This is a genomic window from Kitasatospora sp. NPDC051170 (assembly GCF_044455705.1).
In the GTDB taxonomy this organism is placed as follows: Bacteria; Actinomycetota; Actinomycetes; order Streptomycetales; family Streptomycetaceae; genus Kitasatospora.
On record NZ_JBITFA010000012.1, the window covers coordinates 130,755 to 147,295 of the forward strand.

Here is a 16,541-nt window from a genome sequence, read left to right on the forward strand (position 1 = left end):
ACGACGACGGTGGCACGAGGCCTGTACGAGCCGGCCGGGTTCGCCCTGCTGCGGGCGCCGATGCAGAGCACGGAGACCTTCGCCGAGCTCGACGCCGGGCCCGAGCGGCTGCTGGAGATCGCCGCCCGGCCCGAGGTGCGCGAAGCCCTGCGGATCGCCAGCCCGGACCTGGTCCGGGCCCTGGAGCGGTACGAGGCCGGCGACGGAAGGGCCGGCGCGAAGGCCGACGGCGGGCGCCGCACCGAGCGGCTGCTGTCCGGCCTGGCCCGCTACCTCGGCCGGATGAGCAGCCGCCCCACCCCGTTCGGCGCGTTCGCGGGCGTCGCCCTCGTCCGGCTGTCCGAGACGACCGGCGCCGTCCTGGACCCGGCCGGGGCCGCCACGCAGACCCGCTCCGACATGCGGTGGCTGCTGGACCGCATCGGCGCCCTGGAGTCCGACCAGGAGGTGCTGACCGGCTCGCGGCTCTTCTGGAACCCGCTGGTCACCGACCTGGACGACCGCTTCGTGCTCCCCTACGCCGACGTCTACGGCAGGAGCGACAACCGGGCGATCACCATCGCCGCCACCCCGATGCTGCGCCGGATCGGCCTGCTCTGCGCGGAGCCCGTCCCGTTCGGCGAGCTCGTCGACGCGCTGGTCGCCGAGACCGGGGAGCGGTACCGCGAGTCCGCGCGCAGCTTCCTGCTGATGCTGCACGAGTCCCGGTACCTGCTGACCGACCTGCGGCCGCTGCGCACCGACTTCCGCCCCGAGACCCATCTGCACCGGCTGCTCGCCGAGCGGACCGGGCCGCAGGTCGCGGCCCCCTGGGCCGAGCTGCGCGACCTGCTCGACCGCAGCGACCGGGCCCGGCCCGGCACGCGCTCCGAGCTGCTGCGGGAGGCTGCGCGGCGGCAGCGGGAGATCCACGAGGAGCCCGCGGCCGTGCCCTTCCACGTGGACACCCGGCTCGGCGTGCACGACCCCTCGGTGCACCGGGCGATCGGCGACGCCGCCGCCGCGGCCGTCGAGACGCTGATGCGGCTGGGCTGCCACCCCGTCCGGCAGGCGCACCTCGCGGAGTACCACGAGCGCTTCGTCGAGCGGTACGGCACCGACACCGAGGTGCCGGTCCTCGAACTGCTCGACGCCGCCACGGGGTTGGGCGCCCCGGCCACGTACACCCAGCCCGCCGCGCCGCGCAGCCCCCGCGTCCCGCCGTACCCGGGCCGGCCGGACGCCCAGCAGCGGCACCTGGCCCGGCTGCTGGCCGACCACCTGCGCGGGGGCGGCCGCACGCTGGACCTCTCCGACGAGGACGTACGGCGGATGACGGTCTGGGACCCGTCCGCCTCGCAGGCGCGCCCGCTGCCCGCCGTCGACCTCTTCTGCCAGGTTCAGGCGGCCTCCCCCGCCGCGATCGACGCGGGCGAGTGGCAGCTGGTGGTGGCGGCCGACGGCGTCACCTTCGGCGGCCGCTCGATGGGCCGCTTCGGCGAGCTGCTCGGCCCGGAGGCGGTCGAGGAGCTGCGCCGGTACGTGGGCACCGCGCAGGAGCGCTCCGGCGACGCGATCCACGCCGAGGTGAACTACCAGCCCACCTTCGCGGTCGGGGCCAATGTGGCCACCCACCCCGCCACCCGCGCGTACGAGATCCTCGTCAACGCCGTACCGACCGTGCCGAAGGAGCGGCGGATCCCGCTGTCGGACCTCGTCGTCGGCGCCACCGCGCAGCGGTTCTACCTGCGTTCGCTGCGCCTGGGCCGGGAGGTGGTCGCGGAGCAGAGCCACATGCTGGTCGGCACGACCGCGCCGAACGCCGCCCGGTTCGTGCTGGAGGCGTCCCAGGACGGCGTGGCGCTGCCCGTCGGCTTCCAGTGGCACGACCTGGACACCCTGCCGTTCCTGCCCCGGGTCCGCCGGGGCAGGGTGGTGCTCCGCGCCGCGCAGTGGAACCTGCGGCCCGGCGAGCTGGTGTCCGGGCCGGAGGACCACGACGGCGCCCGCTTCGACGCCGCCCTGGCGGAACTGCGCGAACGCTGGGGCATCGACCGGTACGTCTACGTCGTCCAGCTCGACAACCGCCTGCTGCTCGACCTGGACAGCGCCCTCGGCCGGCGGCAGCTGCACCGCGAGGCCCTGTCGGCGCTGCGGGACGGCTCGCCCGCCTTCCTGGAGCTGCACGAGATGCTGCCCGCCGCCGAGGATCTGTGGCTGCGGGACGTCGAAGGCCGGTCCTACGTCAGCGAGTTGGTGGTCCCGGTGGTGCTCCGGGCCGAGGCCGGCACCGCTCCGGGCCTGCCGCGCACCCCGGAGGCGGCGTACCGGCGGCTGGTACAGACCCCGGAGCGGGTGGGCCTGCGCAGCCCCCGGCGGCGGTTCCCGCCCGGTGGGGAGTGGACGTACCTGAAGGTGTACGGCGACGCGGCGGCGCAGGATGAGCTGATCACCGGCCCGCTGGCCGAACTCGCCGAGGGGCTGGGCGAGTCCGGCCTGGCCGACCGGTGGTTCTTCATCCGCTACGCCGACCCCGACCCCCATCTGCGGGTGCGTCTGCACGCCCGCCACGAGGAGGCCCGGGAGGCCGTCCTGCTGGAGGCGGTGCGCTGGGGCCACCGGCTGGTCGGCGCGGGAGTGGCCACGCACGTCCAACTCGACACCTACGAACGGGAGATCGAGCGCTACGGCGGGATCGAGGTGATCACGGACGCGGAGCGGCTGTTCTCCGCCAACAGCCACCTGGTGACCGCCCTGCTGCGCGCCGGTGCCGGCGCCGCCGAGGGCCGTGGAGACGGCCCGCCCACGGCCGAGCACCTGCTCGTCGCCGCGCACCACGCGCTGTACCGGGACTGGTACGGCACGCCCCCGGAGCGGGCGCCGCTGCTGCCCGAGCTCACCCGGGCCGTCCGCGAGGGCTTCCGCGCCGACCGGCGCTACCTCACCGACCTGCTGGAACCCTGGCCCGCCCATCCGCACCGACTCGCCTCCGAGCACCGCGCGTTGCTGGCACCGCTGTTCGCCGCGCAGCGCACGGCGGTCGAGGGCCTGCGCGAGGCGGTGCGCCGCCACCACCCGGGCGAGCGGGGCGAGGCGCTCGAACAGGCCCTGCTCGTCAGCCTGGCGCACATGCAGAGCAACCGGCTGCTCGGCGTGGACCGGGAGCGGGAGGAGCACTGCTACGGCCTGTGGCGCCTCGCCCTGGACGCGATCCGGACCAGGCCCGCAGGCGTACCGGCCCCGGCGGGTGCCCGATGAGCGACACGGAGGTGGCCGCCGCACCCGCGGGCCGCTGGCCGCGGCTGCGCACCGGCGCCCGGGTGGTCGCGCTGTTCTGGCGGCTCAGCCCGAGGACGGTCTGCGTGGTCCTCGGCCTCACCCTGGTCACGGGCCTGCTCCCGTCCCTGCAGATCAAGCTGACCCAGGAGGCCGTACAGGGCGTCGTCGACGCGATCCAGGGCGGCGGTTCGACCCGGTCGGCGGTGGTCACCGGCTGCCTGCTGGCCGCACTCGCCGTCCTGATGCACCTGTTCAGCACCTGGGAGCAGTACGCCAAGATGCTGCTGCAGCTCCAGTTCGTCTACCGCGTCAACGAGCGGCTGATGGGCAAGGCGACCAGGCTGGACCTGGAGCAGTTCGAGAACGCCGAGACGTACGACATCCTCCAGCGGGCCAACCGCGACGGGACCAGCCGCCCGTACCAGATCTTCCAGGGGATCATCGAGGTCGGCCAGAGCGCCGTCCAACTGGCCTCCGTGGCAGGCGTGCTGCTCTCCTGGAACGTCTGGGTGGGCTTGCTGATCCTGGTCTCGCCCGCGCCGTCGATCGCGGCCTCGCTGATCTACGGGCGGCGCGGCTACACGGTGGAGCGCGAGCGGGCCTCGAAGCGGCGGCTGATGCAGTACCTCCAGTACCTCACCACCACCGACCGGACGTTCAAGGAGGTCCGGCTGTTCAACCTGGGCGGGCTGTTCGTCGGCCGGTACCGGGCGCTGAGCGAGGAGTTCTACGGGACGGACCGGGTGCTGGCCAGGAAGCAGGCGTTCGCGGCCTTCCCGCTGGGCCTGCTGAGCGTGCTGGTCTCCTCCGGCGCGCTGGTGTACGCGCTGGCGACCACGGCGACGGCCGCGGCGGTCGGCCGGCTGGCCGCGTACACCCAGGCGATCAACATGGTGCAGGCCTCCGCGCACAGCGTGCTGTTCGGCGTCGGCGAGCTCTACCGCAACATCCTGTTCGTCGGGAACGTCTTCGAGTACCTGGACCTGCCGGAGTCCCGGATCACCGGCGGCACGCGGAAGTTCCCGGCCGAGCTCCGGCAGGGGATCGAGTTCCGGGAGGTGTCCTTCGCCTACCCGGGCACCGACCGGCCGGTGTTCTCCGGGCTCTCCTGCACGATCCCGGCCGGCCGCTGCACGGCGATCGTCGGGCACAACGGCGCCGGGAAGACCACGCTGGTCAAGCTGCTGGGCCGGCTGTACGAGCCGACCTCCGGGGAGATCCTGATCGACGGGGTGCCGATCCGGGAGTACGACCTGGACGACCTGCGGGCCCATATCGGCGTCATCTTCCAGGACTTCGTGCAGTACGAGATGACGGCGGCGGAGAACATCGGCTTCGGGTCGGTGGCCGACCTGGACGACGCGGCCCGGGTGCGCCGGGCCGGCCGCGAGAGCGGCGCGGACGCGTTCCTGGACCGTCTGCCACAGGGCTACGACTCGGTGCTGGGGCGGACGTTCGAGGGCGGGCAGCAGCTGTCGGGCGGGCAGTGGCAGAAGGTGGCCCTGGCCCGGGCGTTCATGCGCAGGGCGCCGCTGGTGGTGCTGGACGAGCCGACCGCCGCGATCGACGCGGAGGCGGAGGCGGAGGTGTTCGGCAAGCTCCGGGAGATCGCCGCCGGGGCGACGGCCGTGCTGATCGCCCACCGCTTCTCCACGGTCCGGATGGCCGACGAGATCCTGGTGCTGGAGAAGGGCGCGCTGATCGAGCGCGGAAGCCACCGGGAGCTGATGCGGCTCGACGGGACGTACGCGCGGCTGTTCACGCTCCAGGCGGCCGGCTACCTGGACGAGGAGCCCGTTTCGTCCACCAAGATTGACGACTGATCAGCGACGGTAGGATCGCCATATGACCCGTTCCCTGTTCCTGCGGGGCGTGCTGCTCGCCGCCCTCGGAATCGTGCTGGTTTTCTGCGCGACGCTCGGCTGGCTCCCGCTCGGCGACAATCCCTTCGTGCGGCACGCGCCGCAGCTGGCCGGAATCCTGATGATCGGTCAGGGCGCCCTCTGGGTGGCGAGATCACGCTCGGACGCGTCGGGCTCGGACGGATCCGGCTCGAACGGACCGGACTCGGACTGACCGGACTCGAACGGATCGGGCTCGGACTGATCACGCTCGAACGGATCGGACCGCGAGGATTCCTGATCCGAATTCGGCCAAGTTGGATCATCCCCGCCGATCGGCGGAATGCGACCCCCGCCTTCCCCGCCGATCGGCGGGAGCGCACTTCGCGACCCCGTAGCACCACCCCCGCCGGTCGGCGGGCAAACCGCTCCGCCCATGGCCGTACGGTGCGGGTCCGTCACCGGATCCACCCCTTACCCGAGCATCGGTCAGTCCGGCATCTGACGGAAACCGTTCACCGGAACGAAATCCTCCAGATGCCCCTGACATGATCGGAATTCGGCGCAGTCCGTCGAATCAAGGGGGAACGATGAGCATTCGCGATCAGTCCGGCGCGCCCCGTTGGATGTCCGCCCTACGCCGGGTCGGAAGACTCACCTCACGCGAACGGGAAGTCTTCGCGCTGCTGGCCGAGGGGCCCACCAACCTGGACATCGCCGGCGAGCTCTTCGTCACGGAGCGAACCGTCCGCGCGCACATGGTGAATATCCAGACGAAACTCGGGCTGAACAGCCGCCTGAAAGTCTGCCTCGCCTCCGCCGCTTACCTCCAAAGACTGTCGCCGACGACAGTGGGCGAACGGAAAGCCGCCCCGCAGGATGGTTCTCAGCACGAACGATCCGAGCAGCCAGAGGAGGTGAATTCGATGAAGAAGAAGCCTTACCAGGCCCCGAAGCTCACGGCCCGCGGCGCATTCGCCGCCACCACCGCCGGTTTCGGCCGCATCAAGGCCGACCAGCTGGTCGGCCGCCTCATCCCGTGAGAGGGCGCATAGCGTGACCAAGGCACTCGGCGGCAGCATCGACCGCTTCGTGATTCTGCCGGACCACGATGCGGCATCCGCGGTCGCCGGGTGCCTTCCCTTCCGGCCCACCCGTCTCGTCGCCCACCCGTCCGGGCGCCCCTGGGTCCTCGCCGAACTCCCGTACGGCCGCCTCACCGAGGCCCGCGAAGGGGACGACGCGATCGTCCTCATCGGCCCCGGCCCGGCCGACCCCGAGGCACTGCGCTCGGCCCTGCGGCGCAGCCGGGGCACCGGCGGCCACGACCGCCTCGACGGCCTCGACGGCCTCGACGGCCTCGACGGCCTCGACCGCTTCCTGCGCCAACTCCCCGGCGTCTTCCACCTCGTGGCCGTCGTCGACGGCGTGACCCGGATCCAGGGCACCGCCTCCGGTGTGCGCAAGGTCTTCCACACCCGCCACCGCGGCACCCTGGTCGCGGGCGACCGGGCCGAGACCCTCGCCGACCTGACCGGCGCCCCCGTCGACGAGGCCGCCCTCGCCCTGCGACTGCTCGAACCCGTGCCGCACCCGCTCAGCGAGCGCACCTCCTGGCACGGCATCGAGCCCACCCCGCCCGGCAGTTACCTGCGCATCGACCGGCGGCAGGGCGTCACCGTCCGGCGCTGGTGGGAGCCGCCCGCGCCCACCCTGCCCGCCGCCCGGGGCGCCCGCCCCGTCCGCGAGGCCCTGGACGCCTCCGTCCGCCTCCACCTCGCCGGCCGCCCCTCCGTCAGCAGCGAACTCTCCGGCGGCTTCGACTCGACGGCCGTCAGCTACCTCGCCCAGGCGGAACGCACCCGGCAGGGCGGCTCGCCCGTCCTGGCCGTCACCGCCGACAGCCGGGACCCGCTCGACGACGACCGCGTCTGGGCCGCCCTCGCCGCCGAGGCCAACCCGGCCCTCGACCACCACGTCCTGCCCGCCGAACGGCTCCCGCTCGCCTACGCCGACCTCGCCGCCCCGACCGGCCGGACGGACGAGCCCTCCATCGCCGTCGCCCAGCGCGCCCGGGTCCTCGCCGTCACCGAACCCGCCCGCCGGGCCGGCTCCGAGGCCCACCTCACCGGCCACGGCGGCGACCACCTCTTCGTCGGGCTGCCCACCCTCGCCGTCGACCTGCTCGCCACCCGCCCCTGGGCCGCCGCCCGCCGGATCACCGCCTACCGCGGCATGTTCGGCTGGTCCTGGCAGGACACCGCCCGGCAGCTGGCCCGCCGCGACCCCTACCGCCGCTGGCTGCTGCGCTCCGCCGTCAGCCGCGGCCCGGCCGCCGACTGGCGCACCCCGATCCTCACCTGGGGCGTGACCGCCGCCCTCCCCCCGTGGGTCACCCCGTACGCCGCCGAACTCGTCCGCGGCGAACTCGGCCGCGCCGCCGCCACCGCCCGTCCGCTCGCCCCCACCCCCGGACGGCACCTCGAACTCGACGGCCTGCGCGACGGCGCCCGGCTCGTCCGGGCCCTCACCGACCTCACCGGCCGCGCCGGACTGCCGATCTCCGCCCCCTTCCTCGACGACCGGGTGATCGAGGCCGCGCTCCGCGTCCGGATCGAGGACAAGGTCCGCCCCACCGCCTACAAGCCGCTGCTGCGCCGGGCCATGGCCGACGTCCTGCCCCCACGCCTGCTCACCCGCACCACCAAGGGCGTCGGGGACCTCGACCTCGCCCTCGGCGCCCGCGAGCACGCCGACGGCCTCATCGCCCTGTGGACGGACTCGCGACTCGCCGCCCGGGGCCTGGTGGACGCCGAACTCCTCACCACGCTGTGCGGTCGGCCCGACTCCCCCCAGCTCGACGACGGCGCGCTGCTCACCACGGTGGCCTGCGAACTGTGGCTGCGCGCCGCCGAACACCCGACCCACCGCCCGCCGAACCGGCCCGACCCCACGGGAGCACCCTCATGCCCTCTCGACTCCGCGACGACGTGACCCTCGTGGCCACCGACTACGGCGCCGTCCTCCTCGACGAACGGGCCGGGCGCTACTACCAGTTGAACCCCACCGGGCAGGTCGCGGCCGAGCACCTGCTCGCCGGTCGCGGCACCGAGGACATCGTCGCGGCGATCACCACCGAGTACGAGGTCACCGAGGAACTCGCCCGGGCCGACCTGCACTCCCTGCTCGACCAGCTGCGCCGGGCGGGCCTGGTGGTCGCATGAGCGGGCCCGACACGGAGATGGGCGCAACGGAGATGGGCGCAGCAAAGGTGGGCGCGGCAAAGGCGGGCGCAGCAAAGGCGGTCGCAACGGAGGCGGTCGCATGAGCGTCGGCATGACCGTGCCGCGCACCCGGCCGGGCGGCCCCGGGCGGGCGCTGACCGTCCGGGCCGCCGTCCTCGCCGGGCTGCTGCTGGCCAGGCTCTCGCCCCGCCGCCTGCGCACCCTGCTGGGCCGGGCCGCCACCGGCGCCCGCCCCGCCCCCTACCGGATGGCCGAGCGGCACTACCGCGAGGTCGTCGGCGCCAGCGCCCGCTGCGCCGGCTGGCAGGGCTGCCTGCCGCGCTCGATCGCCGTCGCCCTGCTCTGCCGCCTGCGCGGCGGCTGGCCGCAGTGGTGCGTCGGTGTGCGCGCCACCCCGCCGTTCGCGGCCCACGCCTGGCTGGAGGCCGAGGGGCGGATCGTCGCCGAACCGGGTGGCAGCGGGGACTACCGGGCGCTGATCCGCGTCGGGGCCGGCCGTGACCACTGACCCCCAGGCCCAGAACCAGGACCAGGACCAGAGCACCGGCCCCGGCCTCCCCCGCCTCCTCGCCCTGATCCGCCCCGACCTGCGCTGGATCGGCACCGCGGGCCTGCTCGTCGTCCTCGCCTCCGCCTTCGGGCTGGCACAGCCACTCCTCGCCGGCACGGTCATCGACCGCGTCCGCACCGGCAGCGCGCTCACCGGCCCGGTGGCCGTGCTGATCGCCCTCTTCGTCGCCCAGGCGGCCGTGGACACCGCCGGCCGCTACCTGCTGGAACGCGCCGGGGAGAACGTCGTCCTGCGCCTGCGCCGCCAGCTGGTCGGGCACCTGCTGCGGCTGCGCATCGCCGTCCTCGAACGCCACCGCGTCGGCGACCTGATCTCCCGGGCCAGCAACGACACCGCCGCCCTGCGGGACGCCGTCAACCGCAGCCTGGTCGAGATCGCCGTCGGCGTGCTCACCGTGATCGGGGCCACCGTCCTGATGCTGCGGATCGACCCGGTGCTCTTCCTCACCGTGCTCGGCGTCTTCGCCGCCGCGGGCCTCGGGGTGATGGCCGTCCTCGACCGGATCAGGGTGGCCGGCGAACAGGCCCAGACGGCCGTCGGCACCTTCGCCGCCGACCTGGAACGCGGCCTGACGGCCGTACGCACCATCCGGGTCGGCGGCGCCGAGGAGTCCGAGACCGAGAACATCGTCGCCTCCGCCCGCGAGGCCCGCCGGGCCGGACTGCGCAGCGCCCGCTTCGGCGCCGCGACCGTCCCCGTCACCCAGCTCGCCGCCGGCGGCTCCTTCCTGCTGGTCCTCGTCCTCGGCGGCAGCCGGGTGGCCTCCGGCAGCCTCCAACTCGGCGACCTGGTCGCCCTGTTGCTGTACGCCACCTACCTGGTGATGCCGCTCGGCAACCTGCTGGAGGGCCTGACCACCCTGAAGCGGGCGATGGGCGCGCTGCGCCGCATCGACGAGTGCCTCGGCTGGGACGCCGAACCCATGCAGACCCCCGGCCCCGCCGCCGGGGTGCGGCAGGCGTTCCCCGGCGCCCCCGTCCTCGCCTTCCGCGACGTCTCCTTCTCCTACGGCGAGCGGCCGGCGCTACGCGGAGTCGGCTTCGAGCTCGCCCCCGGCACCCGGACCGCCCTGGTCGGCTCCTCCGGCGCGGGCAAGTCCACCGTCCTCTCCCTGATCTGCCGGCTCCACGAGCCCGGGCACGGCTCCCTCCACTACCTCGGCCACCCCGCCGACGACCTGACGCTCCGTCAGTCCCGTGACCTGATCGCCCTGGTGGAACAGGAACCGGCCGTTCTGCACGGCACCCTGCGCGACAACCTCCTGCTCAGCGGTGAGGCGTCCCCCGAGGCCCTCGACCGGGCGCTGCGGCAGGTGAACCTCCACCGGCTGGTCGAACGGCTGCCCCAGGGCCTGGACACCCCCGTCGGCGAGCACGGCGCCCTGCTCTCCGGCGGCGAACGCCAGCGCCTGGCCATCGCCCGCGCCCTCCTCAGCCGCCCCGCCCTGCTGCTGCTCGACGAGCCCACCGCCAGCCTGGACAGCGAGAACGAGACCGCCGTCATGGCCGGGCTGCGCCACCTGCCCGAGCAGACCGCCGTCCTCGTCGTCGCCCACCGGCTCTCCACCGTCCGCGACGCCGACCGCATCCTCGTCCTGGACGAGGGCCGGATCGCGGCCAGCGGCGACCACGAGGAGCTCGTCCGCACCAGCCCGCGCTACCGCCTGCTGCTCGGCGACCAGATCAACCAGGCCGACCAAGCCGACCAAGCCGAGCAGCTCGACGCCGGCCCCTCCCACCCTCACACCCGCCCCTCCCGCCCTCACACCGGCCCCTCCCGCCCTCCCGGAGCCCACCCGTGACCGACGACCTCGCCACCCACCAGTTCGCCGAAGCCGTCAGCGGACTCGCCCCCGTCGCCCTGCGCGCCGCCGCCACCCTCCGCCTCGCCGACCACATCGCCGCCGGCCACGACCGCCTCCCCGCCCTCGCCGAACGCACCGGCACCGACCCCGACCTCCTCGAACGCCTCCTGCGCTTCCTGGTCTGCCGCGAGGTCTTCACCGAGCCCCACCCCGGCGCGTACGGGCTGACGGGCCTCTCCGCCGCCCTCCTCGACGGCCACCCCTCCCGCCTGCGCTCCTGGCTCGACCAGTCCGGCATCGGCGCCCGCCTCGACGCCGCGGCCCGGGGCCTCCTCGACGCCCTGCGCACCGGCCGCCCGCCCTACCAGGACCTGCACGGCAAACCCTTCTACGAGGACCTCGCCGCCCACCCCTCCGGCCTCACCTTCGACGCCCTCCGCAGCCGCCACGCCGAGGGCTTCGCCGCCGAACTCGTCCAAGCCCACCCCTGGCCGCAGGCCGGCCACGTCGTCGACCTCGGCGGCGGCACTGGCGTCCTCCTGGACGCCCTGATGCGCGCCCACCCCCACCTGCGGACCACCCTCGTCGAGCTCCCCGACGCCGCCCGCGCGGCCCACGACCGCCTCACCGCCGCCGGCCACGGCGACCGCTTCACCACCGTCGCCGGCAGCTTCCTCGACCCCCTCCCACCGGGCGCCGACGTCTACACCCTGGTCAACGTCCTCCACAACTGGAACGACACCGACACCCTGCGCATCCTCCGCCGCTGCGCCGAGGCCGCCGCCCCCCACAGCACCGTCCTCGTCGTCGAACGCCTCCTCGACGAGGGCGACCCCCACGCCATGACCGCCATGGACCTCGGCATGTTCCTCTACCTCGGCGGCCGCGAACGCACCCTCCCCGCCTACCGCTCCCTCGCCACCACCGCCACCCTCACCCACACCGCCACCACCCCCCTCCCCTCCGGCCTGCGCATCCTCACCCTCACCCCCGCCCGCCCCGCTCCCCGGGCAGAATGAGCCCATGTCCCGGGAATCGGATCGGCACCTCCTCCACACCGCCCTCGAGGAGGCCCGCACCGGCCTCGCCGAAGGCGGAATCCCCATCGGAGCCGCCCTCTACGGCCCCGACGGCCAAACCCTCCTCGGCCGAGGCCACAACCGCCGCGTCCAGGACGACGACCCCTCCACCCACGCCGAAACCGCCGCCTTCCGCGCAGCCGGCCGCCAACCCTCCTACCGCGGCACCACCATGGTCACCACCCTCTCCCCCTGCTGGTACTGCAGCGGCCTGGTCCGCCAGTTCGGCATCTCCCGCGTCGTCATCGGCGAAGCCCGCACCTTCCACGGCGGCCACGACTGGCTCGCCGCCCACGGCGTCGAGATCGTCCTCCTCGACGACCAGGACTGCATCTCCCTGATGACCACCTTCATCGCCGCCCACCCCACCCTCTGGCACGAGGACATCGGCGCCTGACCCGGCCCGTAAGCTCTGGCCATGGAAAAGGGAGCCATCTCGCGAGACGACATCCTCAAAACCCTGCAGGAGTACGACGAGTTGGGGAGCCAAGCCTTCCTCGACCTGTACGGCTACAGGAAAGACCGCAAGTACCTGGTTCTGCACGACGGCAAGGAGTACGACTCCAAGGCCGTTGCGGGCGTTGCCCACAAGCACCAGCACGGCAGGCCGCTCGCCTTCGACGAGTTGCACGATGGCCTGGGTCATGCCGTGGACTGGCTCAAGCGCGAGGGCTTCCGGATCGGCGCGTCTCGCAGCCCCAGGTGGACCCACGATGAGCTGATCCTGGCCTGCGACGTGGTCGCACGGAACGACTGGCACGAACTCTCGGCCTCGGATCCTCGCATCGCAGAGCTATCCGACCTCCTGCAGCTCCTTGCCGCCTACCCACCCGAGCAACGGGCGGCCGAGTACCGCAACCGCAACGGTGCCGCGTACAAGACCCTCAACATCGCCAGCTTCCACCCCGACTACCAGGGCACTCCGACGAACGGCGGTCAGCTGGACCGCGAGGTGCTGCAAGACTTCCTCGATCGTCCAGCGGAGATGGCGCAGGCCGCTCAGCTACTGCGCGACGGACTTCGGGACGGCACCCTTGAGCCGGTGCTTCCCGAGGACGAGGAAGAGGACGACGAAGAGCCGAGCGCTCCGGAAGGCCGCGTGCTCTACCGACGCCACCGCACGCGCGAGCGCAACAAGGGACTCCGCAGGAAGAAGATCGCTTCGGTCCTCAAGAAAGGCGGCACGCTGGCCTGCGAAGCCTGCGGCTTCGACTTCGGCCAGGTCTACGGTGAGCGTGGCGAGGGCTACATCGAGTGCCACCACGTGGTACCGCTCCACGAAGCCGGAGAAAGCACGACCAAGCTCGCCGACCTCGCGCTCATCTGCTCGAACTGCCACCGCATGATTCACCGCGGCGCTCCCTGGCCCACGCCCGCCGAGCTCCGAGTGCTGGTGCAGCAGCAGGCCGACAGCGCCGTACCGCAACTGCCAGACCAGCGGCCCCACGCTGCGATAGGAGTGTCGTAGCCAAGTCACCTACTGGCTCGCAGGCCAGCAGTCACCGCCCTCTTCGCGGCCGACGTCGCCGCTTGAGTGGTGACAAAGATCCGGCGGCGCTCGCAGATCACCGTGAAGCTGAACGCCGATACGCGCTCCTCGGAGGAGACCCGGCGCGAGGCCCTCGGGCACATGGACCGCCTCCTCAAGAGGCGCCGCAAGGCGGGCCGACACAGCCGTTGCCGTCAGTTGTTGAAGTCAAAAGGCCCGCAGCATGATCGCTGCGGGCCTTTTGCGCTGGTGGGCGCGGACGGTTTCGAACCGCCGACATCTGCTTTGTAAGGCCTGGCGTTGACCACCTGCCCTGACCTGCACCTCTCCTGGCCTGCCAGTTCCCCACCCACCGCACCGCCGGCACCCGCGACTGACCGCCACGTACCGCCCGATCTGGCACGACCATGGCACGCCTCGAACTTAAGACTCACCCCCCTCAGCGCCGCAGGTGCAGCCGATTCCGCGAATTACCAGGCACCGAAACCATAAATCCTAGCGAACACGCCTCACAATGCCCACAACTTGAGAACCCTGCAGCACAGGGATAGCTCGCACTTTCGGCCGAGCCTTAATCATCCTAATTGCATCCTCATTACTCGACGCCGCGGACAAGGTTCCGCCGTATCGCACAAGCCCGCGAATAGATCTCCCCTTGCGACCCGCGACGAACTCATCCAACTCGCTGCGATCGATAACCCCAAGAAGGTGCCCACGTTCCCGAATGACTGCAAATTTCACTTTTCGCTCATCCATGATCCTGGCCATAGCCCGGGCAGACTTGGCCAGGTCAATTACCACCGGCTCTTCCCGCACAACCTCAAGTCCATTCACCATCAGACAACAACCTCCCAGTTAGGCCAGTACAATCTTGGCCCTGTCCACGTATTTCTTGTAGGTATTCCGTGCGGCATAGATTAGCGCGGCCTCTACAGCCACAGAAGAAAGGCTGACTAGCCATGCGCCATTAGTCGAGTGAGACCCTTGCGTCCGCACCAGCCCTGCCGCCACCGGAAGGATTGCAAGGGAGCAATGACCATAGAACTGATGATGCCTATAGTGCTCATCCACCACGGTTCGAAAGCTGTCAAGCTTTCCCGCTTCGCCTAACTTTTGAAAATCAGCAGATTCGAGCTTGGCGGCGCCGAACCTACACCACACCTCGTAGAGGAGATGCCGCATAGGAGAAAGGATCAACCCTGCCGTCAAGGATGCCATCAGCATCAAGAGCGACAACCCGACATCCGACTTGGCGGCCCGGAAAGTGTTAAACAGCCCCTCCACCTGAGGGCTCCAAAAGCTCACCCCATACAGAACAAGAAACCCAGGCAGGAGATATGCAATTAGGAGGCCGAATGTACTGATCGTGAAGTCCTTGGCCTGACTCATATCTCCATCCGAACACTATCTACGCCGGCTGGTCAGCATGCACACCAATCTAAGCTACCTTCACTGGTTTCAATCCACCACCAGAGTTTGCTTGAACTACTCCAGTCGACTGAACGCCCCAGCCAGTTCCGCGCGCGCCAACGCGCCCGGGCGGCGGAGCGGTTTTGGCCGGTGTCCTGTCTGGTCTGGGGTCGAGCATGATCGGGGGGCCGTAAGCTGTTGCGACTCGGTCAGGGCTCTTTGGGCCTGACCGCAATTTGGCCGAGTGGCCCCCCGGTCTTGCTCGACGCGGGTCCCGGGCCTGGCAGGTGGGTAAAACCGTGGAGCCGCCCGTCACCAGCCACGGCCGGTAGTGGCCTCAACCCGCCCCATCGCCGTCGGCCGCCGGGCGCGGTCGGCCGCCGCCGTCGCGGGGCGCAAGACAGGAGCGGCGGCGAGCGGCAGGGCCGCGCGCTGGCGCGCCGTGCGCGCCCTTGATGAAGTAGCGAAAGTCGTAACAACCCCCTCCACCACCCCGACTGATCCACTGAACCCGCTGGTTGGGAGACCGTCACATAAGTGACGCCCTGGGCTACTCGCCGATCAGCTCGCCGCCTGCTCGTCCAGGAGGTGCCTGCCGTCGTGGGTCCGGATGCTCGGGGCTGCGTCGTCCCGGAGCGCATCCAGCATGCGCACGGCGTAGACCTCGCCCATACGGTCGGCCACCTCGGCCGGGGTGAGCCAGTCGACCGCGGTGGACTCGTCGGACAGCTGCTCGGCGCCGCCTTCGGGGTGACAGCGGAAGACCAGGGCGACGACTCCGCGGGTGACGTTCTTGTAGACGCCGGTGAGCCGTTCGACGCTCACCTTGATGCCGGTCTCCTCGAAGATCTCGCGGCGCACGCCGTCCTCGACGGCCTCTGTCAGCTCTAGCACTCCGCCCGGGGGCTCCCAGGTACCGTTGTCGGCTCGCCGGATGGCCAGGACCCGTCCGTCCTCGCGTACGACAGCACCGGCCACCGACACCGAGTGGAGAGGCGTTGTAACTTGCAATGCGGGGCTGGTACTCATGTACAGGAGAATAGGAGCCCCAAAGGACTATGGCGAGTGACGACGTGGCCTCTTCGGCCAAGGCGAAGTACCTGCAGATCGCGGATGACCTCGCCGCCCAGATCAGATCGGGGACGCTCGCTCCCGGCGCGGCCGTGCCCAGTGAAGCCGAGCTGATGCAGCGGTACGGCGTCGCCTCCGGAACGGTCCGCAAGGCCATCGCGGAGCTTCGCACTTCCCAGCTGATCGAGACGCACCACGGCCGCGGCTCTTTCGTCCGCTCCCGGCCGCCAGTGCAGCGCAAGTCCTCGGACCGCTTCCGCCGGGCCCACCGGAACGCCGGCAAGGCGGCCTACCTCGCCGAGGCCGAGGTGTCCGGCGGCGTCCCGTCCGTGACCGTGCTGTTCGTCGGTCCCACTGAGGCTCCCCCGGAGATCGCCGAGCGCCTGGACGTGCCCGCCGGCGCCCAGGTGCTCGCCCGCAAACGTCGCTACTTCCGTGACGGGGTCCCGACCGAGGAAGCGACTTCGTACCTTCCGTGGGACGCGGTCAAGAACATCCCCGAGGTGTTCGCCGAGAACCCCGGTGGTGGCGGCATCTACGCCCGCCTAGAGGAGCACGGGCACGTACTCGCCGAGTTCGTCGAGACGGTGCGGGCCCGGCTGGCTACCAAGCCCGAGACGGCCGCCCTGGCACTGAGCCCCGGCTCGCCGGTGATCCATCTCGTCCGCGACGCCATCACGACGGCCGGCCGCGTGGTGGAGGTCTGCGACACCGTCATGGCCGCTGACCAGTTCGTTCTGGACTACAGGTTCGCCGCGCGCGACTGACGCTAG

15 protein-coding genes are annotated in these 16,541 nt (G+C 71.7%); 12 read left to right on the forward strand and 3 right to left on the reverse strand.

Going from position 1 to position 16,541, the window contains the following annotated elements; genetic code table 11:
• Positions 1–9 precede the first annotated feature (9 nt).
• The 11 genes from ACIBCA_RS24610 to ACIBCA_RS24660 all read left to right on the forward strand — a co-directional run bounded on the left by ACIBCA_RS24610 (position 10) and on the right by ACIBCA_RS24660 (position 13,266).
• On the forward strand, positions 10–3,237 hold the full coding sequence (locus ACIBCA_RS24610) for a lantibiotic dehydratase (RefSeq protein ID WP_396285136.1): 3,228 nt from the start codon (positions 10–12) through the stop codon (positions 3,235–3,237).
• Positions 3,234–5,081 (forward strand): ABC transporter ATP-binding protein, encoded by a 1,848-nt coding sequence (locus tag ACIBCA_RS24615; protein ID WP_396285137.1) that lies wholly within the window; start codon positions 3,234–3,236, stop codon positions 5,079–5,081. The genes ACIBCA_RS24610 and ACIBCA_RS24615 overlap by 4 nt, the downstream gene beginning before the upstream one ends.
• 22 nt (positions 5,082–5,103) lie before the next feature.
• On the forward strand, positions 5,104–5,334 hold the full coding sequence (locus ACIBCA_RS24620; protein ID WP_396285138.1) for a hypothetical protein: 231 nt from the start codon (positions 5,104–5,106) through the stop codon (positions 5,332–5,334).
• A 355-nt stretch (positions 5,335–5,689) separates the two neighbouring features.
• Positions 5,690–6,142 carry a LuxR C-terminal-related transcriptional regulator gene (locus ACIBCA_RS24625; RefSeq protein WP_396285139.1) on the forward strand — a complete coding sequence of 151 codons (453 nt, stop codon included), beginning with the start codon at positions 5,690–5,692 and terminating at the stop codon, positions 6,140–6,142.
• 13 nt (positions 6,143–6,155) lie between these two features.
• On the forward strand, positions 6,156–8,093 hold the full coding sequence (locus tag ACIBCA_RS24630; RefSeq protein ID WP_396285140.1) for an asparagine synthase-related protein: 1,938 nt from the start codon (positions 6,156–6,158) through the stop codon (positions 8,091–8,093).
• Positions 8,066–8,323, forward strand: coding sequence for a lasso peptide biosynthesis PqqD family chaperone (locus ACIBCA_RS24635; protein WP_396285141.1), 258 nt, complete (start codon positions 8,066–8,068; stop codon positions 8,321–8,323). Before ACIBCA_RS24630 ends, ACIBCA_RS24635 begins: the two co-directional genes overlap by 28 nt.
• A 100-nt stretch (positions 8,324–8,423) precedes the next feature.
• Entirely contained in the window at positions 8,424–8,852 is a 429-nt protein-coding gene (locus ACIBCA_RS24640; protein ID WP_396285142.1) for a lasso peptide biosynthesis B2 protein, read from the forward strand.
• On the forward strand, positions 8,842–10,716 hold the full coding sequence (locus ACIBCA_RS24645; protein WP_396285143.1) for an ABC transporter ATP-binding protein: 1,875 nt from the start codon (positions 8,842–8,844) through the stop codon (positions 10,714–10,716). Before ACIBCA_RS24640 ends, ACIBCA_RS24645 begins: the two co-directional genes overlap by 11 nt.
• A complete protein-coding gene (locus tag ACIBCA_RS24650; RefSeq protein WP_396285144.1) occupies positions 10,713–11,738 on the forward strand; it encodes a methyltransferase in 1,026 nt (341 codons plus the stop codon). The genes ACIBCA_RS24645 and ACIBCA_RS24650 overlap by 4 nt, the downstream gene beginning before the upstream one ends.
• Positions 11,739–11,742: 4 nt before the next feature.
• Positions 11,743–12,195 (forward strand): nucleoside deaminase, encoded by a 453-nt coding sequence (locus ACIBCA_RS24655; RefSeq protein WP_396285145.1) that lies wholly within the window; start codon positions 11,743–11,745, stop codon positions 12,193–12,195.
• 21 nt (positions 12,196–12,216) lie between these two features.
• On the forward strand, positions 12,217–13,266 hold the full coding sequence (locus tag ACIBCA_RS24660; RefSeq protein ID WP_396285146.1) for an HNH endonuclease: 1,050 nt from the start codon (positions 12,217–12,219) through the stop codon (positions 13,264–13,266).
• Between the two features lie 516 nt (positions 13,267–13,782).
• Here ACIBCA_RS24660 and ACIBCA_RS24665 read toward each other — a convergent pair.
• The 3 genes from ACIBCA_RS24665 to ACIBCA_RS24675 all read right to left on the reverse strand — a co-directional run bounded on the left by ACIBCA_RS24665 (position 13,783) and on the right by ACIBCA_RS24675 (position 15,738).
• A complete protein-coding gene (locus ACIBCA_RS24665; protein ID WP_396285147.1) occupies positions 13,783–14,124 on the reverse strand; it encodes a CBS domain-containing protein in 342 nt (113 codons plus the stop codon).
• 18 nt (positions 14,125–14,142) lie between these two features.
• On the reverse strand, positions 14,143–14,676 hold the full coding sequence (locus ACIBCA_RS24670; protein ID WP_396285149.1) for a hypothetical protein: 534 nt from the start codon (positions 14,674–14,676) through the stop codon (positions 14,143–14,145).
• A gap of 582 nt (positions 14,677–15,258) precedes the next feature.
• Positions 15,259–15,738, reverse strand: coding sequence for an NUDIX hydrolase (locus ACIBCA_RS24675; RefSeq protein WP_396285283.1), 480 nt, complete (start codon positions 15,736–15,738; stop codon positions 15,259–15,261).
• A 17-nt stretch (positions 15,739–15,755) separates the two neighbouring features.
• Here ACIBCA_RS24675 and ACIBCA_RS24680 point away from each other — a divergent pair, with 17 nt between their 5' ends.
• On the forward strand, positions 15,756–16,535 hold the full coding sequence (locus ACIBCA_RS24680) for a GntR family transcriptional regulator (protein ID WP_396285150.1): 780 nt from the start codon (positions 15,756–15,758) through the stop codon (positions 16,533–16,535).
• Positions 16,536–16,541 lie beyond the last annotated feature (6 nt).